General features: G+C 62.5%; 22 protein-coding genes. 6 read left to right on the forward strand and 16 right to left on the reverse strand.

All coding sequences use genetic code 11. The features are described from left to right. Positions 1-26: 26 nt before the first annotated feature. The 5 genes from QD228_RS11970 to QD228_RS11990 form a co-directional block, all read right to left on the reverse strand. On the reverse strand, positions 27-611 hold the full coding sequence (locus QD228_RS11970; protein ID WP_084207848.1) for a DNA-3-methyladenine glycosylase I: 585 nt from the start codon (positions 609-611) through the stop codon (positions 27-29). Beyond that, positions 611-1,015, reverse strand: coding sequence for a DoxX family protein (locus QD228_RS11975; RefSeq protein WP_077378001.1), 405 nt, complete (start codon positions 1,013-1,015; stop codon positions 611-613). Before QD228_RS11975 ends, QD228_RS11970 begins: the two co-directional genes overlap by 1 nt. 48 nt (positions 1,016-1,063) lie before the next feature. Then, complete coding sequence (locus QD228_RS11980; protein WP_279875673.1) at positions 1,064-1,507, reverse strand: GNAT family N-acetyltransferase; 444 nt, start codon at positions 1,505-1,507, stop codon at positions 1,064-1,066. A gap of 60 nt (positions 1,508-1,567) precedes the next feature. Further along, positions 1,568-2,173: a glutathione S-transferase family protein gene (locus tag QD228_RS11985; protein WP_279875675.1), complete on the reverse strand. Its 606-nt coding sequence runs from the start codon at positions 2,171-2,173 to the stop codon at positions 1,568-1,570. Positions 2,174-2,304: 131 nt separating this feature from the next. Further along, positions 2,305-2,907, reverse strand: coding sequence for a LysE family translocator (locus tag QD228_RS11990; protein WP_141391943.1), 603 nt, complete (start codon positions 2,905-2,907; stop codon positions 2,305-2,307). Positions 2,908-3,064: 157 nt separating this feature from the next. Between QD228_RS11990 and QD228_RS11995 the strand changes: the two genes are divergently transcribed. Beyond that, positions 3,065-4,516, forward strand: a complete 1,452-nt coding sequence (locus QD228_RS11995; RefSeq protein WP_279875677.1) for a PLP-dependent aminotransferase family protein — start codon at positions 3,065-3,067, stop codon at positions 4,514-4,516. Between the two features lie 20 nt (positions 4,517-4,536). On the opposite strand, the gene QD228_RS12000 is transcribed toward QD228_RS11995, so the two are convergent. From QD228_RS12000 to QD228_RS12015, 4 genes are all read right to left on the reverse strand, one after another. Then, positions 4,537-5,673, reverse strand: a complete 1,137-nt coding sequence (locus QD228_RS12000) for a methylated-DNA--[protein]-cysteine S-methyltransferase (RefSeq protein WP_279875679.1) — start codon at positions 5,671-5,673, stop codon at positions 4,537-4,539. Positions 5,674-5,766: 93 nt separating this feature from the next. After that, positions 5,767-6,291 carry an acyl-CoA thioesterase gene (locus QD228_RS12005; protein WP_077378016.1) on the reverse strand — a complete coding sequence of 175 codons (525 nt, stop codon included), beginning with the start codon at positions 6,289-6,291 and terminating at the stop codon, positions 5,767-5,769. Positions 6,292-6,553: 262 nt separating this feature from the next. Beyond that, positions 6,554-7,864 carry a short-chain fatty acid transporter gene (locus tag QD228_RS12010; RefSeq protein ID WP_077378019.1) on the reverse strand — a complete coding sequence of 437 codons (1,311 nt, stop codon included), beginning with the start codon at positions 7,862-7,864 and terminating at the stop codon, positions 6,554-6,556. Between the two features lie 169 nt (positions 7,865-8,033). Next, positions 8,034-9,380 carry an MATE family efflux transporter gene (locus QD228_RS12015; protein WP_279875681.1) on the reverse strand — a complete coding sequence of 449 codons (1,347 nt, stop codon included), beginning with the start codon at positions 9,378-9,380 and terminating at the stop codon, positions 8,034-8,036. Between the two features lie 242 nt (positions 9,381-9,622). On the opposite strand from QD228_RS12015, the gene QD228_RS12020 reads away from it, so the two are divergent. Continuing rightward, on the forward strand, positions 9,623-9,964 hold the full coding sequence (locus tag QD228_RS12020) for a hypothetical protein (RefSeq protein WP_205632724.1): 342 nt from the start codon (positions 9,623-9,625) through the stop codon (positions 9,962-9,964). Between the two features lie 157 nt (positions 9,965-10,121). Here the strand turns inward: QD228_RS12020 and QD228_RS12025 are convergent, their stop codons facing one another. From QD228_RS12025 to QD228_RS12040, 4 genes are all read right to left on the reverse strand, one after another. After that, positions 10,122-13,052: an MASE3 domain-containing protein gene (locus QD228_RS12025; protein WP_279875683.1), complete on the reverse strand. Its 2,931-nt coding sequence runs from the start codon at positions 13,050-13,052 to the stop codon at positions 10,122-10,124. A gap of 462 nt (positions 13,053-13,514) precedes the next feature. Continuing rightward, on the reverse strand, positions 13,515-13,772 hold the full coding sequence (locus tag QD228_RS12030) for a YfhL family 4Fe-4S dicluster ferredoxin (protein WP_077378030.1): 258 nt from the start codon (positions 13,770-13,772) through the stop codon (positions 13,515-13,517). Positions 13,773-13,782: 10 nt separating this feature from the next. Then, the gene (gene coaD / locus QD228_RS12035) at positions 13,783-14,292 is read right to left on the reverse strand and encodes a pantetheine-phosphate adenylyltransferase (RefSeq protein WP_077378212.1); all 510 of its coding nucleotides are present in this window, start codon (positions 14,290-14,292) and stop codon (positions 13,783-13,785) included. Positions 14,293-14,501: 209 nt separating this feature from the next. Continuing rightward, the gene (locus QD228_RS12040; protein ID WP_279875705.1) at positions 14,502-16,376 is read right to left on the reverse strand and encodes a beta-ketoacyl synthase; all 1,875 of its coding nucleotides are present in this window, start codon (positions 16,374-16,376) and stop codon (positions 14,502-14,504) included. Positions 16,377-16,842: 466 nt separating this feature from the next. Here QD228_RS12040 and QD228_RS12045 point away from each other — a divergent pair, with 466 nt between their 5' ends. After that, complete coding sequence (locus QD228_RS12045) at positions 16,843-17,532, forward strand: SAM-dependent methyltransferase (RefSeq protein ID WP_176494265.1); 690 nt, start codon at positions 16,843-16,845, stop codon at positions 17,530-17,532. A gap of 6 nt (positions 17,533-17,538) precedes the next feature. Here QD228_RS12045 and QD228_RS12050 read toward each other — a convergent pair whose 3' ends face one another. Continuing rightward, on the reverse strand, positions 17,539-18,465 hold the full coding sequence (locus QD228_RS12050; protein WP_077378039.1) for a LysR family transcriptional regulator: 927 nt from the start codon (positions 18,463-18,465) through the stop codon (positions 17,539-17,541). Between the two features lie 142 nt (positions 18,466-18,607). Here QD228_RS12050 and QD228_RS12055 point away from each other — a divergent pair, with 142 nt between their 5' ends. The 3 genes from QD228_RS12055 to dacB all read left to right on the forward strand — a co-directional run bounded on the left by QD228_RS12055 (position 18,608) and on the right by dacB (position 21,028). Next, a complete protein-coding gene (locus tag QD228_RS12055; protein WP_077378043.1) occupies positions 18,608-19,060 on the forward strand; it encodes a PACE efflux transporter in 453 nt (150 codons plus the stop codon). 4 nt (positions 19,061-19,064) lie between these two features. Next, a complete protein-coding gene (locus tag QD228_RS12060; RefSeq protein WP_077378046.1) occupies positions 19,065-19,394 on the forward strand; it encodes a multidrug efflux SMR transporter in 330 nt (109 codons plus the stop codon). 179 nt (positions 19,395-19,573) lie between these two features. Continuing rightward, positions 19,574-21,028, forward strand: a complete 1,455-nt coding sequence (gene dacB / locus QD228_RS12065) for a D-alanyl-D-alanine carboxypeptidase/D-alanyl-D-alanine-endopeptidase (RefSeq protein WP_077378049.1) — start codon at positions 19,574-19,576, stop codon at positions 21,026-21,028. A gap of 316 nt (positions 21,029-21,344) precedes the next feature. Here dacB and QD228_RS12070 read toward each other — a convergent pair whose 3' ends face one another. Beyond that, the gene (locus QD228_RS12070) at positions 21,345-22,322 is read right to left on the reverse strand and encodes an MDR family oxidoreductase (RefSeq protein WP_077378051.1); all 978 of its coding nucleotides are present in this window, start codon (positions 22,320-22,322) and stop codon (positions 21,345-21,347) included. A 163-nt stretch (positions 22,323-22,485) separates the two neighbouring features. Then, complete coding sequence (gene nhaB, locus QD228_RS12075) at positions 22,486-24,018, reverse strand: sodium/proton antiporter NhaB (RefSeq protein ID WP_279875684.1); 1,533 nt, start codon at positions 24,016-24,018, stop codon at positions 22,486-22,488. Between the last annotated feature and the right edge of the window lie 286 nt (positions 24,019-24,304).

Here is a 24,304-nt window from a genome sequence, read left to right on the forward strand (position 1 = left end):
GGGGGAGTGAAGAGGACGAGCTGGTGTCAGGCATCCGCATGGATCGCCTCCAGGGCACCCGGCTCGGCCCAGCGCGGGCCGGCGTCCAGCACGCGAGCCTGAACCGGACAGTCGTCACGATGACAGCCCGGCAGATAGCCGCAGCTCATCAGCAGCTCGTTGACGATCTCGGGACCAGTGAAGCGGAAGGTCTTCTTGAACAGCTTGACCCAGGCGGACAAGGGTTGCGGATGATGGGCATCCAGCCACTGGAGAAAGCTGCCGTGCGAGTCCTTCATCTGCAGTACCACGCCCGCGTTGTGGATCACGGCATTGACCTTGAGGCGGTTGCGGATGATGCCGGCATCGCTCAACAGGCGCGCGCGCTCTTCATCTCCATAGGCGGCGATACGCGCGATATCGTAATTCTCGTAGGCCTCGCGAAAGGCCTCGCGCTTCTTGAGTACCGTCAGCCAGGAAAGGCCGGCCTGGTTGATCTCCAGCACGAAACGCTCGAACAGTACCCGGTCATCGCTGACCGGGAAGCCGTATTCGTGATCATGATAGGGACCATGAATCGGGTGCTGGGGAGCATTCTCGCAATAGGTGCTGGCAGTGACGACGTCGGCCATCAGTCCTCCTGCACCGCGAAGCGGCCACTGCCGAGAAAGACGACGGCCAGTGCGCTGGCGAGGAAGAAGCCTTGCAGTTCCAATGCCCAGCCACCGGACGATGACAGGCTCAGCAGCTGCCCCATGTGAGCCACCGCAATGGCGAACAGCATGTTGGCGACGACGATCAGGCCGGCGATGCGGGCGTGCACGCCGAGGATGAGCATGATGGGCGCAATGATCTCGCCGATGTAGACCCCATAGGCCACCACGCCTGGAATCCCCATCTTCTCCAGCTCGCCGGCGATCCAGCTCAGCGTGCCGCCATCACCGAGCAGTTTCGAGAGGCCGTGGAACAGCAACAGCAGTCCCAGAGTCAGGCGCAGGATCAACTTGCCGAGGTCGTCATTTTCGAGAAATTGCACGTCAGAGCTCCTTGCTCAGCGAGGGTTGCGGGAAATCAGCGAGAGAGGTCAGGCGTTGGGGTCGTCCACCAGCAGGCGCGAGAAGCGCACGATCTCGGCATTGCGATTCGCCCAGCCCAGACGCTCCCAGAAGCGGTGGGCCTCATGATTGTCATGCAGGGTATCCAGGTGCACCTTGTCGATGCCTTCCTGTGCCAGGGCGTCCAGGCAGCGCTCGACCAATGTTCTCGCGATCCCCTGGCCTCGCATGTCCGGGGCCGTCATCACATGTTGCAGGTAGCCGCGCTTGCCATCATGCCCGGACATGGCACATCCCACCAGCCGCACGCCGGAGAGGGCCAAGTGGCTCATGCCGGGGTTGCGGATCAGATAGCGCTCGACGGCGGCATACTCATCTGCCTTGCGGATCACCACCCCCGGGGTGGCCTCCATCATGTGCATGAAGGCCGAGTGGTCGGCGGGTGTCATGGGGCGATAGGTGACGGGTAGCATCGACGAGCCTGTCATGGAAGGTGAGCCGGTGGTCGCTGGGGCTGCCAGCTGGAGAAGATATCAGTCGCGCGGGATATCGAAATGGCCCGGGCGCGCCGCGACACGCGAGAGCCAGGCGCGCACGGCGGGATAGTCGTCCAGCTCGAAACCGCCTTCATCAGCGACATGCGTATAAGCATAAAGGGAAATGTCGGCGATCGTGAACTGATCCCCTACCAGCCAGTCATGTTCGGCGAGATGGTGCTCCATCACCCGCAGGGCACGCTTGCCGCCCTCCTGCTTGGCGGCGTACTCGTCACGGCGTTCCTCGGGCAAACCGAGGTAGCGATTGATGAAGCGGGCAGTGGCGATGTAGGGCTCATGGCTGTATTGCTCGAAGAACTGCCACTGCAGCACCTTGGCACGCAGGAAGGGGTCACTCGGCAGATAATCGCTGCCATCGGCGAGGTAGTTCAGGATGGCGTTGGACTCTGACAGTGTCTCACCGCGATGCAGCTCCAGCAGCGGGATCTTGCCATTGACGTTGCGGGTCAGGAATTCCGGCGTGCGAGTATCGCCGGCCAGAATGTCGACTTCGATGTAATGGTGATGGCGTTCGAGAAGGTGCAGCAGCAGCTCGACCTTGTAGCAGTTACCGGAGCGGCGATCACCATAGAGCGTCAGCATGGAGGAGCATCCTGTGCGGGCGTGTAAAAAGCGTCCTGACAGTCTAGCGAACATCGCGAGGGAAAACAGTGGTGATGCGAACAGTGTTCGATATCCGTGATGTACTGCCGTCCCTCGCAGGCCAGCGACGATCAGCCCAGGATGAAGATGACGCAGGAGGCCGTCAGTGCCCCCATCACGCGGTTGAAGATCCTCCAGGCGCGCTCGGTATTCAGCAGACGCCCGATGGCGGTGCCGAAGCCTGCCCACAGGGAGATGCAGGGCAGCGCCACCAGTTCCGCGAAGCTCGCCAGCAGAATCGCGTTGAGCCACACCGGCCCGTCTTCCGGGAGAAAGCCCGCCATCAGCGCGATACCCATGACCCAGGCCTTGGGGTTGGCGAACTGGAACAGCGCGGCTGCCAGAAAGCTCATCGGCCGTGCATCCTGTCGGCTCGACAGGTCGGGGGGTGGGGCCATGGCAATCTTCCAGGCCAGATAGAGCAGATAGCCACTCCCCAACACCTTGAGCAGTGTCTGCACGATGGGGTAGCGCTCGAAGACCAGTCCCAGTCCCAGCGCGATGCCGATGAACAGCACCAGGCAGCCGATCATGATGCCGAAGATATGCGGCAGGGTGCGCCAATAGCCATGATTGGCTCCGGAAGCCGTCAGCATGACGTTGTTGGGCCCCGGTGTCAGGGTCATCGACAGCATGTAGAGCGTGGCTGGGGCAAGAAAGGCGAGGGATTCCATGGGTGTCCTTCAGCGTGTGGGGCGTTGGCGTGATGCCGCATTATTGTATGGGTGCAATTGTGATGGATGTCGACACGTTCCAGCATTTTATGGCTTGTTGGTGCCATGTTTTGAGCATAATCTGATGACAATTACCGTCAACAGGTTTTTTGTCACCATGACAATGTGGACTCCGACACTTGATCCCACCCTGCCGCGCTATCGTGCGCTGGCGGAGGCCATCCGCCTCGATATCGCCTCAGGCCTGCTCAAGGAGGATGAGCGACTGCCGCCGCAACGCCGACTTGCGGATGCGCTGGGCGTGACGATCGGTACCGTGACACGCGGCTATGCCGAGGCCGAGCGACATGGGTTGGTCAGGGCGCGTGTGGGGAGCGGAACCTACGTCAATGCGCCGGTCAGCGCGGGGCCTGTGCCCGACAGGCGCTTCGGACATGCCTTGCATGCCAGGCCATCATTCGGGATCGCGGCGGAGTCGGATGACTCCCTTTCGGCATCCTCTGGTGTGATGGATCTCACCATGAGCCTGCCACCGCCGCATCCGGCGCGGCAGCAGGGGATGGCGGCGGCGCTGACCGCGATCAGCCACTCCCCCGAGGCATTGGTGCGGAGTGTCGAATACCAGAATGAATTCGGGGTGGGCAGTCATCGCCAATTGCTGGCGAGCTGGATGAGCGAGCTCGGCATGCCGGTCGACCCCGAGGAGCTGATGCTGACGCAGGGAGGGCAGAATGGCATTACTCTCGCGCTGTCGGCCTTGCTGGCCCCCGGAGAGGCGGTGGTCACGGGAGCGCTGACCTACCCCGGACTGATCGCCGCGAGTGCTGAGCGGGGCCTGAAGCTGCTGCGAGTACCGCTGGATGAGGAGGGCATGGATGTCGAGGCTCTGGCGCGGCTGTGTCGCCAGCAGGTGCCCAGGATGGTCTACGTGATGGCCGAGCAGAACAATCCGGGCGCGGCGCAGTTGTCTCATGCACGGCGCGAGGCCCTGGTCGCCCTCGCGCGCCATCATGACTTCTGGATTCTGGAAGATGGGGTGCAATATCTGCCCAACGAGGAGTGCGGCACGCGGCTCTATCAGATGGCTCCTGAGCGCACCCTGTATGTCTTCAGTACCTCCAAACTGCTGGCTGGCGGTCTGCGTCTGGGCGTATTGCGCGCCCCGGTGGAAGTGCTGTCCCGGATTGGCGCGGTGCTGCGCAGTCACAGCTGGATGGTGGCACCGCTGTTGATGGAAACGGTCTGCGCCTGGCTGACCAGTGGCAATGCGACACAACTGGTGGACTGGCAGGTGGAGGAGATGCGGGCGCGCCAGCGACTGGCACGTACTCTGCTGGGGGAGTGGACGCTCTCTTCGCGGCCTTCATCGTTCGATCTGTGGCTGGTGCTACCCGAAGGACAGCGTAGCCAGGCTGTGGTCGAGTCATTGGCTCGGCGCGGGGTACATGTCACCAGTGCCGAGCCTTTCTGTGTCGGCAATGAACCTCCACCACAGGCATTGCGGCTGTGCCTGAGTGCCGCCGAGAATCGTGAGGTCCTGACGCGGGCCCTGGAGATCGTCCGTGAGGTGCTGCATGCCCCGCCGCCGTTGCGTTGCACGACGCTCTAGCCGCTGTGCGCTGGCGGGCCTCATGATCTGTCGGAGGATTCGGCCTCCTGAGCCAGCCTTGCCTGCTTGAGTTCCACTCCCCAGCGATAGCCACCGAGACCACCATCACCCCGCACCACGCGGTGGCAGGGCGTCAGCAGGGCGAGGGGGTTGGCACCGCAGGCATTGGCGACGGCGCGGCTGGCAGTGGGTCGCCCCAGAGCTTCGGCCAGTTGCCGGTAGGTCAGGGTCTCGCCGCTCAGGGTGGTATTCAGTTGCTGCCAGACACGCAGCTGAAATGCGGTACCGCGGACATCCAGCGGCAGCTCGATGAAGAGCGTCTGGCTCGTCTGTGGAGTCTCGCAGAGTGCCAGCAGGCGTGCACCGAGCATTGCATGCAGTGATTGCCCTGCCTCGTCGTCGGGTGTCACCTGTTGCCAGTCAGCCTCTGGCAGACGAGCTTCCAGAGCACTCTGCCCAGCATCACGGCTATCCGTCAGCTGGATGGCCACCACTCCACGTTCACTGAGCGCGGCGCTCAGCCAGCAGTGATGCTCGGGCATACCGAAACTGCATGGCCAGTGCATCGCCAATAGTGTCTCGCCACTGCCTCCTTTCGAACGAGCGCTGGGTGTCATGCCGCCGGCGCGTGCATGGGCACGGCTGGTGGAGCGATAGCCTGCCGTGAGGATGGCGTCGGTGACACCGCGCCCTTGTTCGAGCAGATCATGAAAGCGCAGCTGGCGCAGTCCGCTGGCATAGTCGCTGGGCGACAGGCCGAGCCAGGCCTTGAAGCGGCGCTGAAGGTGAGAGCTGCCAAGGCCCGTGAGGATGGCCAGACGGCTCAGTGACGGTGTCGGCCGGCTCTCGGCGACGGCGGCTTCCAGTTGCCGACAGACGGCGATGAGCCAGTGTGGCATGTCGGGGATATCGCGGTTGTCCGAGGATGAATCCGTCTCTGGGTGACAGCGACGGCACGCGCGCAGCCCGGCTGCATGCGCGGCGCGGGTGTCAGGGAAGAACCTGACATTGTCACGCCGTGGAGGCGGTGAGGGACAGCCGATACGGCAGAAGATGCCGGTGGTGATCACGCCATAGCGCAATGACTCACCGGCAATCGACTGGCGAGCCAGCAGGCGTTGCCAGATGGCGTCTTGTGCCGCTCGTGAAGGAGTCATCGTTCGTCTCGCTGTGACGGAGTTCCGCCCAGTATCGCCACGTGGCGACTACCTCGCACTCCGCATCTTGCACTGGCTTTCGAGATCGGTGTCTCAGAATTCCATCGATTCCTGGCGCTTTTCCTCTTCCTCGGCCTGCTTGCGCAGCTTCTTGCGAATCGCGGCCTTGTGGAAGCGCAGTTTCTGCTCCTGGGTTTCCAGGTTCAGTGGCGGCACCGGAACCGGATTGCCGTCCGGATCCACCGCGACCATGGTCAGGTAGCAGCTGTTGGTATGACGAATCAGGCGACCCTGGATGGACTCGGCGACGACCTTGATGCCGATCTCCATCGAGGAGCGCCCGACATGATTGACGGAGGCCAGGAAGGTCACCAGCTCGCCGACGTGAATCGGCTGCTTGAAGCGCACCTGGTCCACCGACAGAGTGACGACGTAGCTGCCGCTGTAGCGGCTGGCACAGGCGTAGGCGACTTCATCCAGCTTCTTGAGAATGGCGCCACCGTGCACCTTGCCGCTGAAGTTGGCCATGTCCGGTGTCATCAACTCGGTCATGATCAACTGGTGCTGACCGGGGAGGGCGTCATTGAGGGTGGCCTGATCAGGCTGGGTGTCATTCATGCAGGAATCCTTGATGAGCGAGTCAGGGTCAGAAAGGCTCGAGTGACCCTGGGGACGGGTATCGGAGCGGGATGATTCTTGTCCCTGACAGTCTGAGGGATTCGGCGTCACTTGGCACCCTGTGAGCGGCATATCAGCACTCTCTGAACGACCTGGCCCCCGAGGAATCACTCCCCGGGGGCCAGGTGGCATGACGTTGTGAGGGGCCGGGAGTCGTGGCGTTCGAACGTCTCGTCAGAGATATTTCGTCACGGCGACCTTCTCATAGAAGGGTCAGCCCCAGTGAGATGATGATACCGGTCACCAGCAGCTGCACCAGACAGAACCCCATGATGTCCTTGGCCTTCAGGCCCGCGATGGCCAGGACAGGCAGTGCCCAGAAAGGCTGCAGCATGTTGGTCCAGGCATCGCCCCAGGCGACGGCCATCGCGACGCGTGGCAGGTCGGCACCCAATGCCTGGGCGGCAGGAATCATGACCGGTGCCTGAACCGCCCACTGCCCACCACCGGAAGGTACGAACAGATTGACGATACCGGCACTGATGAAGGACCAGAACGGCAGGCTCTCGGCGCTGGCGATCGACACGAATCCCTCGGAGAGGGTAGTCGCCAGTCCGGACTGCACCATGATGGCCATGATGCCGGCATAGAAGGGGAACTGGATGACGATACCGGCGCCGCCCTTGATGGCCTCGTTCAGACTGTCCAGCAGCTTGCGCGGCGTGCCATGCAGCACGATGGCCAGGAACAGGAAGCTGAAGTTGATCACGTTGAGATTCAGGCCTCCGCCACGAATCACGAAGTGATCCACCAGCCAGGCGAGGCCGAACAGCCCCACGACCCAGGCGAGGATCGGTGAGTTCTCGAGACGCTCGGCGGGACGAGGCTGGTCGCTGATCTCGGTGGGCTTTTCCTCCAGCAGGGCCGGATCCACGTACACGCTTTCCTTCTCGAAGGGCATCATGGCGCGATTGACCAGCGGCATGATGATCAGCAGCGCCGCGACGATGGCGATATTGAAGAAGGCAAAGATGGTGTCCGAGGTGGGCACGATGCCGATGCTCTCCTCGGTGAAGTGGCCCGCGGTGGCGATGGTCAGCGGAATCGAGCCCGAGATGCCCGCATGCCAGATCACGAAACCTGAGTAGGCGCTGGCGATCAGCAGCCGGTAATCCACCTTGATCATCTTGGCCAGCTGCTTGGCGAATAATGCACCGATCACCAGACCGAAGCCCCAGTTGATCCAGCTGGCGATCAGCGAGACGAAGGTGACCAGCATGATGGCACTGCCAGGCGTTCTGGCCAGCGAGGCGATGCTGGCCAGGCCCTTCTTCACCGGCGGCGTATTGGCGAGCATGAACCCCGAGATCAATACCAGCAGCATCTGCATGGAGAAGGTCAGCAGATTCCAGAAGCCATCGCCCCAGTAGCGCATTACCTCGGCGGGGGAGCGTTGCTCGATCAGCATGGCGGCTGCGGCCGCGACGACGGTCAACAGCAATACGAAAATATAGGGGTCAGGTAGATAGCGCTCGACCAGCTTGACGGCTGGCCGGGATAGCGATTGCAGCATGTGATGCTCCCTGTGGCTTTTTATCGGTATGGGAGTTGGGTTGGCATGCTCACATTAGTCTATCCGATAGCAGTAGAGTATCGCGCGATGGTCGAGGGGTAGGGCTCCGATGCGCCTGGCGAGCACTTCATCGCTGGATCAACACAGGGCGTGCTCTGCTCGATAGGGTTCAGCGCCAGTGGTGACGGCGATGATGCAGATAGTAGCCGCCGAGCACGACAGAACGAACGCTGGTAAACAGCAGGAACGCCAGCCACAGGCCATGATTTCCGAAGCTCTCGAGCAGGGGCCACAGTCCGATGAATGCCAGCAGGGAGACCACCAGCGTATTGCGCATTTCACGTGTCGCCGTGGCACCGATGAAGATCCCGTCCAGCAGGTAGCTCCATACGGCCACCAACGGCATGGCGACCATCCAGGGCAGATAGGTGATTGCCAGTTGTCGTACCTCGGGCAGGTCCGTCAGCAGGGCGATCATCTGCGGGCCAAGGAGCCATAGCAGCAGGCTTGCGGCGGCGGCAGTGACCAACGAGAAGCGCGTAGCCGCCCTGACGCTGCGAGTGAAGCGCTGCCAGTCTCCCTGTCCCACGGCGCGGCCGACCTCGGATTCAGCAGCCTGCGCGAAACCATCGAGCCCGTAGGACGTGATCATCACGAATTGCAGCAGCACGGCATTGGCCGCCAGAGTCTCGTCCCCGAAGCTGGCTCCCTGGGACGTGAAATAGGCCGTGGCGCCCAATAGACACAGGGTGCGCACGAAGAGGTGCTGATTGACGCGGATCAGTACGCTCCAGGCGGACAGTGACAAGAGGGCGGCGCGATCACTGTGACCCGGCATGCGGGAGAGTTGACGTGACACCAGCCACAGGCCGGCCGCCAACCCGCAGTAATCCGCGATCACGCTGGCCAGGGCCACGCCATCACTGGTCATCCCCAGGCCTGGGACGAAGGCGAGATCCAGCACGATATTGAGCACATTGGTCAGCACCAGGATACCCAGCGTCACCTGTGAATTCCCCAGGCCCAGAAACCAGCCCAGTATCACGTAATTGATCAGTACGGCGGGTGCCGACCACAGGCGAATGCTGGCGTAGTCATGGGCCAGTGCGCGAGTGGTCTCGCTGGCCTCCATCAAGCCCAGGCCCAGCGAAATGAGCGGTGAGCCGAGCAGCATCAGCAGCATGCCGATGGCCAGTGCCAGCAGAATGCCCTGTCCGAGCAGCGTTCGCAGCCGGTCGTGATCACCACGGCCATGTGCCTGGGCCGTCATGCCGGTCGTGCCCATGCGCAGGAAGCCGAAGCCCCAGTAAAGGAAGCTGAACAGCACCGCGCCCAGCGTGACGGCACCCAGATAGATCGCATCTTCCAGATGCCCGACCACGGCGGTATCCACCAGTCCGAGCATCGGCACCGAGATATTGGAAAGGATGATCGGCCAGGCGAGCTGCCAGAGATGGCGGTCGGTGCGAGCGGCCGATGGAGAAGAGGGGGCGGCTTGTCGTGAAGAATCGGTCATTGGGGATCGTTGCCGTAGTGGGTGATGCTGAATCAGTAAAAGGAGCAGCGCGGGTGACGCGGCGTGAGTCCGTTGGCGTTGACCACAGCATGAGGGTAGAGAGCTGGGCGTATGGCTTTCGGAGCGCTAATCTAGAGAACGTGAGATGGATGACACGGCTTGTCAGGCGCTGGTGGTGCTTGCCCCAGTGTATAGACTCATAACAGGGACGCTTGGAGCGTCCATACGCAAGGGACCTGAGCATGAAATCCATGATTTTTCAGTCGGGCATGTGGCTGCGCAACGGAATCGCGGCTGCGGGCATGACACTGATGCTGGCATCTCCCGCCTATGCCATCGAGTTGCCCAGCGAGCAGGGGGATGATACTCCGAGTGCCGGCATGATGGTGGCTGATGCGCTTGTCGGGCGCCCTCTGCTGTTGGCGACGACGGTCGTGGGGGCAGCGCTGTTTGTCGTTTCGGCTCCGTTCGCGGCCATGGGGCAGAATATCGATGAGACTGCTCGTGTGCTGGTGGCTACACCGGCGCAGGCAACCTTCGCGCGCTGCCTTGGCTGCAAGACGACGCGTGTTGACTGGGACTGACTCCCGCTGGGGGGCGACTTGAAGCATCGCCTGTCCAGAGCCATGCAGGAATGTGACAAGACCCCGCACACGACACCGCCGGCCATCATGGCCGGCGGTGTCGTGTGCGGGGTCAGCGGAAAGAGGCTGAACTCGAGCGCTGCAATATCACGAGGCCTCATCTGGGAGAGGACGTGACTCGACGGTCTTCGGTGGGGGGCAGATTGTTGAAGCACAGAACGCGTTGACGGCCCGAGCGCTTGGCCTGATAGAGCGCGTTGTCGGCCATGCTGAACAACGTGTCGGTCGATTGGCTGTCGTGGGGAGCATTGGCGACGCCGGCGGAGAAGCTCAGCCCTGTCAGCTGTCCCAGGGTGTCATGCTCGAAACTTTCTTCCCGGAAGGCTTCAAGGATGGCTTCGACGCGTGCGCGTGTCACGGCAGCGCTGGCCCCCGGCATCAGAATGACGAACTCTTCCCCACCATAACGGCAGGCTTCATCCGAGCTGCGCAGCGACTCGCGGATGATGCTGGCGAGGCGAGACAGAACCTGGTCCCCCATCTCATGACCGTAGGTATCGTTGACCTGTTTGAAGTTGTCCAGATCCAGAACTACCAGTGAAAGGGGGTTGCCGATGCTGGCTTCTGCCAGTTTCTGTGGCAGCACTTCATCCAGATGCCGGCGATTGTAGAGTCGAGTGAGTGTGTCCCGACGTGCCTCATGGGCCAGCCCCTGTTTCAGTTGCAGGTCAGCCAGCGCCAGCATGATCAATTGACAGACGTCCTCTGCCAGCGGGCGGAGGTGCTCCTGACTCTCGCTGTCAGAGGGGATCTGCAGCGTGAAGTTGCCGATCACCGTATCCCCGACGCTCAGTGAGTGATTGAGTACGCAGACTTCCGTGGGAGCCGTCCCCCACTGGATATGTGTCTTCTGCTGGTGATCCGCCGGATCTGCCAGTTGCAGCGTGCCCTCGCAGCCGGCGAACAGGCTGGGCAGGCGCACATTGAGCTGGGTGACGATCTCGTCCAGTCGTGAGCAGGTCAACAGGCGTTCCGAAAGATGATGGATCTGGGTGCGGCTCTCCGAGAGGCGCGACAGCTTGAGATTGGCGATCTGGAGGTCTCGTTGCGCGCGTTTGCGATCCGTGATGTCGTGCACGATCGAAAACAGCAGGGTGCGGCCATTGAGGTCAACCGGGCCTGTGAAGATCTCGACGTCACGCAGTTCGCCGTTGGCCAGCTGATGGCTGGCCTCAAAGTGGTTGTCAGTACGGTTGACTACCGAACGGATGCGCTTCGAGAGCGTCTGGCTTGCCAGCACGTTGATGCGTCCCAGGGGCATCCCACACATCTCACCGATGCTGTAGCCGTAGAAATCGGCGGCGACCGGGTTGGCATCGATGATTTCAGCCAGTTCCGGATCGATCAGCAGCTTGATGGCGTTGCCGGTACTGAAGACTTCCTGGTAGAGCGTCGCGTTCTCCTCCAGCAATTCGATGGCGCGGCGACGGTCCTCGATGTTGTTGACCAGCACCAGGGTGCGATCCTCGCCTTCAAGCGGAGTAAGGGTGACTTCCGCCCAGAACAGATGCCCGCGCGCGGTCTGCATGTGGTATTCGTCCTGGAAGTTGCCGCCCTCGCGCTGGAGCTGCCCCCAGGCACGCTTCAGGCGACTGACTTCCTCGAGGGAGAACAGCCCCCAGAGGGACTGCTGGAAGAGCTCGGCTTCACCTCTGCCCAGCAGGTTGTGCATGGCGGAGTTGGCATCGACGATGGTGCCGCTGCAATCTGCCACGATGATGCCCACGGGGGCCGAATGGTAGATGGAGCGCAGCCGTGCCCGACTGGTGATCAGGCGTTGCTGCTGTTCCTTGATCCAGTCGATATCGCTGTGAGTGCCGATCATGCGCAATGGTCGACCGTCCGGTGAGCGTTCGACGACTCTTCCCTGATCCAGAATCCACTTCCATTCGCCGCTGCGGGTCAGCATGCGATGCTCGTTGCGGTACTCGACGCTGTGCCCCTCGAAGTGTTGCTTGAGGTCTTCCAGCGTCCGCTGCATGTCGTCAGGGTGTATGCGCGATTTCCATTCGTCGAAGCTGCTGCCAATGTCCTCTTCTTCATAGCCCAGCGTCGCTTTCCACTGCGGAGAGTAGAAGACCTGATCGCTGTCCTGCTTCCAGTCCCAGACACCGGCGCCTGAACCTTCCAGCGCGAACTGCCAGCGCTGTTCCGCTTCTGCCAGCGCACTGCTCATGTCCTTGAGTCGCTGGTAGGGGTAGACCAGGCGTGAGGAATAGATGGCGTGGTAGAGCATGCCGTAGGCGGCCACCTTGTACAGGTGCCCCAGGAGATTGAAGACGTCGTGGGCAGTGGCATACAGGGTGAAGCAGAGCTCCGAGAGGCCAGTGGCAAGCGCGGCGACGGCCAGCCAGCTGATGTTGGTGCCCTCGGGCAGACGTCGGGAGCTGAGTAGCAGGATCGCGGCGATCAGGGATCCGATCGCCAGTACCCATTCGTAACCGATCTTCCACGCCGTCAGGCCGCTTCCGGGGATGAAGGTCGCGGGGAGGTAGTCAAGATGATAGAGCCCTACCCAGCTGACCAGCAGGCCAATGACAAGCGTCAAGACGAACGCCAGTGGCAGCCGGCGGCGCGTCATCGGGCGTGAGGTGATCAGGCAGGGTGCCAGCAGCGCCACGACGAAGGCCGTCCGCCCCGCCAGCCAGAAGTGGATGGCTTTCTGTACCGACGCCTCACTGACGAAGTTCGGCATGCCGTCATAGCTGAAGATATGAATCAGGTCGAAGAAGGCCGAGAGCAGAAAGGCACAGCCCATCACCACGAAGCTGACGGGGACCGTGCTGCGATGGCCCTGGAAGATGGAGATGGCCGCCATCGAGGCGACCAGTACCGCACCGATCTCAAGCAGTGAATGCGGGATGAGGTATTGCGCGACTGACGTGAAGATATCGGGGCGTGGCAGCAGGATCAGCAGCACCATCAAGACCAGCATTCCGGCCAGACCGACCAATCCCGAGGCGGGAAGTGGAGTATGGGCTTTTAAGGCTGGCATTTTCAGGGCTGACGGCAGTTGGCGTGATGACATGTGCATTCCGTGCGCGTGAAGGGCGATCGGTGACTGTATCCCTACAGGATAGAATACTTCTGTTACTGTGTACTAACAGAAATTAACCGATCGTCTCGCTATCAACCATCATATTCTTTATCGCTGATGAAAGTGCGAGGCGCCTGCCTCCCGGTGAGTCGCGCAAGCCGAGCCGTCCTGCACGGTGTCAGCGGCTGACCGTTGGCATTGAGACTCGTGCGGTCATCGCACATCGCGAAGCACGCAGGATGGAAGAGGTTGAAAAGAGAGAATAGAGAAGAGAGAAAACAATAGAAGAGAGACGAGCAAGCGGGAGGAGAAAGGAGAGGCGACAGGACAGGAGGGAGAGGAACGCTGCCAAGGAGGGAGTCAGGACATGGCTTCTACAGGCGTTGCCAGGAGTGCCAGGCCACCACGAGCGCCTGACAGGGGCAGGCGCTCGTGGTGGCGGGCAGGTGCAGGTCAGTTGCCCAGCGCTGCCGTGATGATCTGATACTTCTCCATCAACTCTTCCTGGCTTTCCTTGTTGGCCGGGTCGAGCGGGATGCAGTCAACCGGGCAGACCTGCTGGCATTGCGGCTCATCGAAGTGGCCGACGCACTCGGTGCACAGGTCCGGGTCGATGACATAGATCTCTTCACCCGGCGAGATGGCGCCATTGGGACATTCCGGCTCGCAGACGTCGCAGTTGATGCACTCATCAGTGATGATCAGGGCCATGGTGGTGTCCTCAGCTTGTGGCGGTGTCGGCGCCGGGCGGATTGAAGTGGCTGGCAAGAGCCTCGGCCACTATCGGGTGCACCAGACGCGACACATCACCCCCGTGTCGCGAGATTTCGCGCACGATGGTCGATGAAATATAGGAGTTCTGCAGTTCCGGGGTCAGGAACAGGCTGTCGACGTGCGGCGCCTGTGCCCGGTTCATGTTGGCCAGTTGCAGCTCGTACTCGAAGTCGGATACCGCGCGCAGGCCGCGCAGAATGATACGCGCATTCTGCTGTTCCAGCAGCTCCGTCAGCAGACAACTGAAGCCGATGACCTCGACATTGTCGAGATGCGAGAGAATCTGTCGGGCAAGCTCGATGCGCAGTTCCAGTGGAAGGGCGGGTTGCTTGCTCGGGCTGTAGGCGACCGCGACGATGACCTTGTCGAACAGGCGAGCTCCACGCTCGATCAGGTCGGTATGGCCATTGGTGATCGGATCGAAGGTGCCGGGGTAGACGGCAATGTTCTTGGGCATGACGAACTCGTGCTCTGTCAGCGGGCCATCGCGGACGGCCTTGCTGCAATGGACGACGAAGGGTGAGAAGCCTGCGCTCTGGTCTTGGTGCAAGACGCCTGCGGGCAACGAGCGAAAGCTGGTGGCCAGTCCGAGTGTAGAACCCCCAGCCTTGCTGTGGCCAGCAGGCTGGGGGAGCGCTCTTCACGGCAGTCGCTCACGAGGTGTCGCTAGAGTGACCCGAAGGGGTTGTCGACCTTGAGAGAGACGGCTTTCGCGTATCCCGGAATGCGGATCTCGCGATCAGTGATCTCAAGCTCCGGCCCTTCCAGCACACCCTCGCCGAAGCGGTAGGTCGGCGTGAATTCACCGCGCTGCGCCTTGTCCAGATAGTCCGCCCGACGCTGCTCACAGAGGCCGCTGCGCTCACGCCAGGCCGCCAGGGCGTCGTCACCATGTCGCGCTGTCAGCAGCTTCAGCGTGACATCGGCCGACAGCACCACGCCGCTGGCGTTGTTGCCACCGAATCCCTTGGCATTGATGAAGGCGACATCGGCCGAGAATTCGCGAGCTTCGCGTCGGATGTCGAGATGGCTGTGATGGACGTCATCGGCGATGGCATCCAGCGTCGGAATGCCCGGCAGAATGCCGGTGGTCATGCTGCCGAGTGCCGAGACCGTCTGATCACCCGCCGCGCTGCCCTGGCTGTGGCCGACGAAGGTCTTCACCGCCACGACAGGCCATGCTTCGATACCGTTGGCCCGCGCCACTTCGTTGAGCACATGGGATTCGGTCGTGCGGTTCTTCGGTGTGGAGGTGGCGTGCGCATGCACGAAACTGCGCTGGCGTACGCCTTCATCACCGACGATGTCTCGCGCCAGCGCCACCGCCTTGCTCAGCGTGATGTAATTGCCGACGCCCGGTGCCGAGATGGACCGCTTCCAGCCATCCGCATTGACGAAGACATCCGGGACACTGCCCAGGATGCGAGCGCCGGTCTCCAGCGCCAGCTCGTCCGCCATCAGAATCACGAACTGGGTCGCTTCGGCGATGGTGAAACCGCAGTTGCGCGCAAAGGGACGGCAGGCTTTCTGGTAATCGCTGTCAGTGAGGACTTCCAGCGCATCGAGGGCCTTGAGACTCTCGTCATCGGCCAGCGCTCCCATGCTGCGGAACCCTTCAATGACTTCCGGCGTGATGGGCGCATCCGCCGTGCCTACCATCACCACGCGACGGCGTCCGCTGCGGATGTCATTCAGGCCCAGCTTCAGGTTGTAGAGGAAACTGGCGCAGGCACCCATCGCGGCACCGGCTCCCCCGACATTGCCAAGCACATAGGCATTCAGGAAGTCGGCCGGCATCTGGGCATAGCCCAGCGGCATCTGCTTGGAGGTGGCGCGCTCGCCGGCCACGAAGGACTTCATCAGTCCGCCCCAGCCTTCAGTGTCCATCTGGCCGATCGAGTTGCCGGCATAGACGGCAATGTCGTCGGGGTCGAGGCTGTCGCGCAGCGAGTCCCAGTCAAGTCCGCTGTCGCCGAGGCAATCACTGGCGCCGAAGATGGTCATCGACAGGCCGCGAGGGTGATGCACGCTGCGGTAGAGCTGCTCCGGCGCGAAGCCGCTGGGCAGCTGACCGGCGGCGCGGACCAGTGCCCTGCGGTTGTCCGGCAGCAGGACATCGAATTCGCCTGCCGGCACCGTGACTTCGACGCGACGATTGTCCAGCTCGCGGATCTGCCACGCGGCGGGTGGCTGCTCCGGCAGCTGGCGGCTGCGCAGGGTGAAGCTCAGGGCCTCGGTCAACGTCAGGCGTGACTGGCGGTTGGCGGGAATCCCGGCGTCATTGAAGCGTTCGTCTTCGATGCGACGAATCAGGGAATGTGCCAGTACCTGCTCTTCCAGACGAGCCGCGAGTGCCTGTGCCTCGGCGGGCTGGCCTTCGGCATCGAACCACTGACCCTGCTCGTCGCAGCGGGCGAGATTCATGAGCGATGCAAGGCCCAGCAGGGTCTCCTGGCGGTCCGTCTCCGACAGAGTCTCGAGCACCGTGCGCCGGAAGGCTTGATGACCCGAAGTCCTGCCGGCGGCGTTGACTCCGCCCATGCCGACGATCACCGGTAAGTGTGACAAGCCGCTTTCCTCGTGAAAAATGCTGTGAGTCGTTGGTCTGGGCGACGCCTCTGCGGGCATTCGTCCAAATGATGCCGCGATGATAACACCCCCTCAATACAGGCGTCATGCACCCTGCTCTCAGGCTGCGGCGCTAGCGAGGACTCGCTGCGAACACTGTGCGATATCCTGCGTTGCAGGGTAGGCCATTCCACCGAGGTCCTGGGTCACGAAAAAAGATCAATCGTTTGTTTGATTATGGGCGTGACGGATGAGATGCTTCAGGGGCTGTTTGAGTCGCTAGAGTTGGTGTAGGCGCGTGCCGAGAGGCATGCGCCTTTTTTTGTGCGTTGCCTGCCGGCGATTGCCGCCAGACCGAGCGGGGCGCGGCGGATTCCCGAAAGAGGAATCTGCTAGAATTCCCTCGTCCATTTTCTGCTCGCCTGCCACCGGAATTCCGATGTACGCCAACTCCCGTCAGATCGACTCTCCCCAGACCGGCCCCCACGAGGACATCGAGCGGCGCGTACGCCGTGCGATGGCACATCCGCTTCGCAAGCCAGTCGCGGAGCACACGCGTGAGGCGTTTGAACAGGCGCAACGCTGGCTGGCGGAACAGGACAAGCCCTTGTGGCTGGACAGCGGCTGTGGCGTCGGGCGCTCGACCCGCCTGCTGGCACTGGCCCATCCGGATCATGCGGTGATCGGGGTCGATCGCAGCGAGGACCGCCTCACTCGCAAGCACGGCGAGCTTCCGGACAACGCGTTGCTGGTACGTGCTGATCTCGTTGATTTCTGGCGTCTCGCACTGGCGGCAGGCTGGGCGCCGGCTCATCACACCCTGCTGTATCCCAATCCCTATCCCAAGGCGCGTCACCTCAAGATGCGCTGGCAAGGCCATCCGGTATTTCCGATCATCATGGCATTGGGCGGTCGGCTCGAGCTGCGCACCAACTGGCAGATCTACGCACTGGAATTCGCTCAGGCCATCGGTCATGCCACCGGTGTCGAGGTGACGGCAGAGGCCTTTGTCCCGCACGGCGATTATCTGACCCACTTCGAGCGCAAGTATCATGAGTCCGGTCAGGCGCTGTGGCGCCTTGAATGCCAGCTCGAGCACACGCCTGAGCGTTACCCCCTGCAGGTGTGAGGCGTGTCATGCCGGCGGCAGGTTCTGGTTGGCGATGGCGGCGTGACTGTCACGGAAGGTGTCGCGCAGTGATTGGCGCAGCCAGCTGGCGGCAGGGCCGCGGGGGCTGTCACGTCGCGAGATCAATTCGATATCGATATCGGCGGTGGCGCCCAGTGCACTCAGGTCCAGTATCGTCAGCCGCTTCTGGAAGGGCGGGTAATGGGCGATGTGACGTGGCACCTGTGCCCAGCCCAGGCCACGTGTCGTCAGTTCCGCCATGGCATAGAAGCTGTTGAGCTGCCAGAAACGCTGTGAACGAGGAGCTTCCTGGCCGGGGCCCAGCTGCTGACGCTGACCGATCATCAATTGACGGTGATCCGCCAGATCGCTGTGGGTCGGGCTCTCGAGCTGTGCCAGGGGATGGTCGCGGGCGACGATCAGCACCTGCTCCAGTCGTCCCAGAGCCTCCCGCTCCAGTGCCATGGCACAGAGCGGCTGGCAGAACAGGATGCCGAGGTTGGCCTCGTGCTGCTCCACCCAGCGCGCCACTTCATCCTGAGCCCCATTGAGCAGATTCAGTGTCAGTGTCGGATACTGCACCGCCATCTTTTCCAGTACTTCCATCACGGGTGGCATCTCCACCAGCGCTTCATCGATCGCCAAAGTCAGGCTGGCTTCCAGGCCCTCGCTGAGGGTGCGTGCACGGGCCTCCAGGCGTTGGCATTGCACCAGCACGCTATTGGCTTCGTGCAGCAGTGCCTTGCCTGCAGGTGTCAGGATGGGGGTACGCGGGGTGCGATCGAACAGCTCGCAGCCCAGGTCCATCTCCAGATTGGCGATGGCGGTGCTGACGGCGGACTGCGCACGGCCCAGACGACGTGCCGCGGCGGAGAAAGACCCCGTTTCCGCCACGCAACGCAGCGTCGTCAGCTGTTCCAGTGTCCAGTTCATTGCCTTGCCTCTCGCCTCGATCCATCTGAATACTAGATGGATACTAACTTTTATCCATCTCCATGACCTCTAGAATGCCTGACATATCCACCTCGCACAGCCGCACGGCATCATGTGCGAAGTCTGAGCAGGAGTCTCGGTGATGCGTTCCAACAAAGAGCGATTGGCACAGGCTGGGTTGCTGGAGCTGGGCGGCATTCTGATCGTGGCCCCGCTGTCCGCCATGTTGACGGGGCATGATCTGGCGAGCATGGGGAGCCTGGCCGTGGTGATGTCCACGCTGGCCGTGATCTGGAGTACGGTCTGGAACTGGATGTTCGACCGCTGGGTACCGACTCGCCAGCGCAATATGCTTCAGCGCATCACCCAGGCACTCGGCTTCGAGCTGGGACTGGTGCTGGTGACGGTCTTCCTCGTCGCGGCCTGGCTGGAGATCGGGCTATGGCAGGCACTGTTGCTGGACCTTGGTTTCGTGGCCTTCTTCCTTGTCTGGGCCATGATCTTCAATCCACTGTTCGACGCGGTCATGACCCGCCTGCTGGCACGCAAGGCTGCCCGTGAGCGGAAGCACCCGTCACCACATTCCATGAGGTGAGTCGATGAGTTATGTCTTTCTGGCGCTGGCAATACTGGCAGAGGTCATCGCGACCAGTGCGCTCAAGGCCTCCGAGTCCTTTTCGCGACTCGGCCCCAGCCTGATCGTGGTGGTGGGGTACGGCATCGCCTTCTATCTTCTGACGCTGGTGCTGCGGGACCTGCCGCTGGGCGTCACCTATGCGGTGTGGTCTGGACTGGGGATCGTGCTGGTCACCCTGTTCGGCGCGGTGGTCTATCGCGAGATGCCGGACCTGCCGGCGATCCTGGGTCTGGCGATGATCGTGGGGGGAGTTGCCGTCCTGCATCTGTTTTCCAGCGCCACTCCTCATTAAGCTAGAGGCATCACGGCGCCAATCCGGCTGTGACATGGATGCTCACCGACGACGTCACTGGATGCCTCATGCCTCTACTTCGCACTGCACCAACCTCTGCGCGACCTGCGTTGCTGCCCACGTTGCTCTCTTCGCTGCTTCGCCCGTTCAAGGCAGCGGCACACCCCGCGGTGTCGGGAATGCCGCTGCGCTTCACGCGCTCGCTGCGCGGACTGGCCATCGCCGCCGGCGCTACCCTGGTGGCGACCGGGCCGGCGCAGGCAGCCGGGTTCGACAACCTCACTCGCCTGGCTGACAAGGGCTTCATCGTCAGTGCCCAGGCTCGCATGCTGGACACCGGCGAGACGCTGGCCTCGGTCAATCCCGACCAGCAACTGACGCCGGCTTCGCTGTCCAAGCTCTATATCGCCGGCGCGGCGCTGGACCGTTTCGGGCCGCAGTATCGCTTCTCCACACGTCTGCGCAGCACGGGCTCGATCAATGACGGCGTGTTGACCGGCGATCTGGTGCTCGAGGGCAGTGGTGACCCGGCATTGACCAGTGAAGAACTGTGGCGTCTGACCGAAGAGCTGCGCTTCAGAGGCATCCGGCGTATCGAGGGACGCCTGCTGGTCAGTCAGTGGCGTTTCGGGCCGGTGCCATGCATCAGTACCGATCGCTGCAATGCCTCGCGTCGCTCGAGCAACGCCTATGATGCGCTGCTGTCGTCCGCGGCCAGCAACTATGCCAGCTGGTGCGTGAAGGTGATGCCGGGGGCGGGCAGTCAGGCGCCGGCGCGACTTGCCAGCTGTGACACGACCCAGCCCACCGAGATCTTCGACAATCAGGTCACCACCGTCGCGGCCGGCGGAAAGAATGCCCTCAATGCGCGGCGTACCACCAGCAACGGGCGCGATACGCTGGTCGTCAGTGGCACCATCGCCGCCGACAGCCAGCCGCGCAGCATCTACCGTGCCGTGTCCAATCCGGCGCTGTATACCGGCGAGCTGATGCGCGACATGCTGGCGCGTGCCGGCATCGCGGTCACGGGCGGCGTGGACATCACCACCACGGCACCGCCTTCCAGTGCGGTACAGCTGGGGAGTGTCGAGGGCAAGCCGATGCAGGAGCTGTTGACGCGGATGCTCAACTACTCCAACAACTTCATGGCCGACCAGCTGACATTGGCACTGGTCGGTGGCAGTCAGGCCACGCTGCGTCAGGGAGGTGCCAAGCTTGAGACCTTCGCCAGCGCGATCCCGGGTCACGGTCCGCTGACGCTGTATTCAGGTAGTGGTCTGACCTCGCAGAACCGTACCAGCGTCAATGGTCTGATCGCGTTGCTCGACAGCATGTACCACCGTCCGGCCCTGTTCCCCACTTTCGTTGCTGGGCTTCAGGCACCGGCCAATGGTCCGATGCGCTTCATTCGGCGCGGCAGCGAGACCTTCCGCAACCACGTGATGGTCAAGACGGGAACGCTCAACAATCCTGTGCCGGTGCGCGCCATCTCGGGCTACTTCCGCACCCAGACAGGCCGCTGGGGAGCCTTTGCCGTGATGGTCAACGGGCGTGCCGCCGTACCGTATCTTTCCTGGCCGCAGGTGCTGGATCCGGTCGCGGAGGACCTGACCGCGATGATCGAGCGCAATTGATCCATCGGCCGTGACTGCATGACACGAAAGCCCCCGCCAGCTGGCGGGGGCTTTCGTCTTCATGGCCTGTGTGACAGGCACAAAAAACCCCGCCCGAAGGCGGGGTGATCCTCCACACGCCCGGCATGGCTGAGGGGAGGGCACTCGGGACGCTCGACAGGGCGTAACGAGATGCCTAGAGCATAGCGTCGTGAGGCCGCCTTGGCTAACCTCAAACGGCGTATTGCACCGCAACAATCAATGACTTGGCGCAATTTTCGAGGCAATGGCGCATTTTTTCCGTGATCGGCTGCGATTCGTGGTGCGCGCTGGCATGTCAGCGGGCGGGATCCAGCAGTACGCGGCCACTGATGTTGCCGTCGATCATGGCCTCGGCACGTGCCGCGATGTCATCCAGTCCCACCGTCTCCAGCTGCATCCGCGCATGCAGCTCGCTGGAGACCTCGGCCAGGCGTTGCCACACCTGCTGGCGACGCTCGGCATTGATCATCACGCTGTCGACGCCGAGCAATGAGACGCCGCGCAGGATGAATGGCATCACGCTGGTGGGCAGGTCCGCGCCCGCCGCGAGTCCCACGGCCGCCACCTTGCCATCGTAATGCATCTGCGCCAGCAGGTTGGCCAGTACCTGGCCACCGGCGGTATCCACGGCACCGGCCCAGCGGCTCTTCTCCAGCGGACGGCCCTTCTCCTCGAAATCGCTGCGCAGATGGACCTCGCTCGCGCCCAGTGACTCGAGCCACTCACGCTGCTCGGCCTTGCCGCTGACCGCGTGGACCTCGAAGCCCTGCTCGGCCAGCATCTGCACTGCCCAGCTGCCGACCCCGCCAGTGGCACCGGTGACGATCACCGGGCCTTGCTGGGGCGTCAGGCCGGCCTCTTCGAGACGCATCACGCACAGCATGGCAGTCAGGCCCGCCGTGCCGAAGGCCATGGCCTGTTCGGCGCTCAGGTTCGCGGGGCGCTTGACCAGCCACTCGGGCTTGACGCGCATGCGCTCGGCCAGTCCGCCCCAATGACGCTCGCCCACGCCCCAGCCGGTCAGGATGACCTCGTCGCCTGGCTGGAAGTCCGGCGAATCGGAGGCCTCGACACGACCCGCGAAATCGATGCCCGGCACGAAGGGCAGCTCGCGCACGATCTTGCCACGGCCGGTGATGGCCAGCGCATCCTTGTAATTGAGGCCGGAACGCTCGATGGCCACCGTGACAGGCAGGTCGGGTAGCTGATCATCGGAGAGTTCGACGACTCGGGCGCGTGGGGTCTCGTCGTGCAGCATCAGTGCGCGGGACATGGCAGTCTCCTCGTGATTGGCGTTGGTGTTGGCGCTCTTCCTGCGTGAAGGTGTCAGGGCGTCTGGCGTGAGACGCTCGGTCTCACAGTGCCTGCAAGCGACGCCGCGGGGAAGTCCCGAGACCTCGACATTGGGATGAGACTGACGCAACCGGGGCCGCTGATCAGATGAAGCTGCGCACGGTGGCCAGGCCGACAAGGGTCATCAGCACGGTATAGGGCAGCGCCATCCATACCATGCGCCCGTAGGACAGCCGGACCAGCGGGGCGATGGCCGAGGTCAGCAGGAACAGGAACGCCGCCTGACCATTGGGGGTCGCCACGCTTGGCAGGTTGGTGCCGGTGTTGACCGCCACCGCCAGCGCGTGGAAATGCTCACGACTGATGTTGCCCGCCAGGTACTCGTTCTTTACCTGAGTGATGTATACCGTCGCCACGAAGACATTGTCCGAGATGGCGGACAGCAGTCCGTTGGCGAGGAACAGCGCCCCCGCCTGGTCCTCCATCGGCAGACTGAGCACCCATTGGATGAAGGGCTGGAACAGATGCTGCTCGTGGATGACGGCGACGATGGTGAAGAACACTACCAGCAGTGACGTGAAGGGCAGCGCTTCCTGGAAGGCGCGTCCGATCTGATGCTCATCGGTGATGCCGTTGACGGCGGTCAACAGGATGATCACCGCCAGCCCGATCAGCCCGACCTCGGCCAGATGCAGCGCCAGTGACAGGACCAGCAGGATGGCCACCACCCCCTGCACGATCAACGCTGCGCGCTCGCGCGGGGTGCGGCGCGCATCCTGATGGCGATCATAGTCCTCGAGAATCCGGCGGACGCTGGCAGGCAGGCGTTGGCCATAGCCGAACCAGCGGCCGCGTTCCAGCAGCACGCACAGCGCAAGTCCGGCGAAGAAGGTGGGAAGGGTGACGGGGGCCATCTGCAGGAAGAAGGACAGGAAATCCCACTCGGCGGCCTTGGCGATCACCAGATTCTGCGGCTCGCCGATCATGGTGCTGACGCCCCCCAGCGCGGTACCGACGGCACCATGCATCAACAGCGAGCGCAGGAAGCCGCGGAAGTCCTCGAGATCTTCGCTGTGGATCGCCTCGACACTGATGTCGTTGGCGTGATCATGCTGGGTATCGAAATTCTTGCCTGACGCCACCTTGTGATAGACGGAGTAGAAGCCCACCGCGATACCGATGATCACCGCGGTCACGGTCAAGGCATCCAGGAAGGCGGACAGCAGGGCGCTGGCCAGACAGAACATCAGCGACAGCCAGGTCTTGGAGCGCACGCCGAGAATGATCTTGGTGAAGGTATAGAGCAGCAACGGCTTCATGAAGTAGATGCCTGCCACCATGAACATCAACAGCAGGATCACCGGCAGATTGCGCTCCATCTCCTGCATGATGGCATCCGGGGAGGCCATGCCGATGGCGACGGCCTCGATCGCCAGCAGGCCGCCGGGTTGCAGCGGGTAGCACTTGAGCGCCATGGCCAGCGTGAAGATGAATTCGCCCAGCAACAGCCAGCCGACGATCACCCCACCCTGAGGGCCGCTGAACCACAGCAGCAGCGGATTGGTGATCAGGAACAGGCACATCAACTGCTTGTACCAGCGCGGCGATTGGCCGAGGAAGTTGCGCGCCAGTCCGTGACCGAGTGTCTGGCGTGTGTCGTGAGATGAGGAAGGCATGGCAGTTCCCGGGCGTTGACTTGTTGTTGTTGGATGACAGTATCGGCAATGCCGCAACATCGCGGGCTTTGCTATCATCGCCGCCGTCATCGAGCGCCTGGCGGTATTAGAGCATGCTCGGCGATGAGGTCTCGGGTAGCCTTTGGTCGTGAAAACCGCGCAGCTAGCGCTGCGAGGTCGCCAGCCGGTGTGCTGGCAGCTCTTCCCGAGACGTGTTTCTGGTAAACGTCATCGTCCGATTGAAAGATCGGCCTCTGCAGCCACCGTGCTGCGTCTGCACGAGACC

Origin of the sequence: Cobetia sp. 3AK (assembly GCF_029846335.1) — a bacterium.
Taxonomy (GTDB): Bacteria; Pseudomonadota; Gammaproteobacteria; order Pseudomonadales; family Halomonadaceae; genus Cobetia; species Cobetia marina.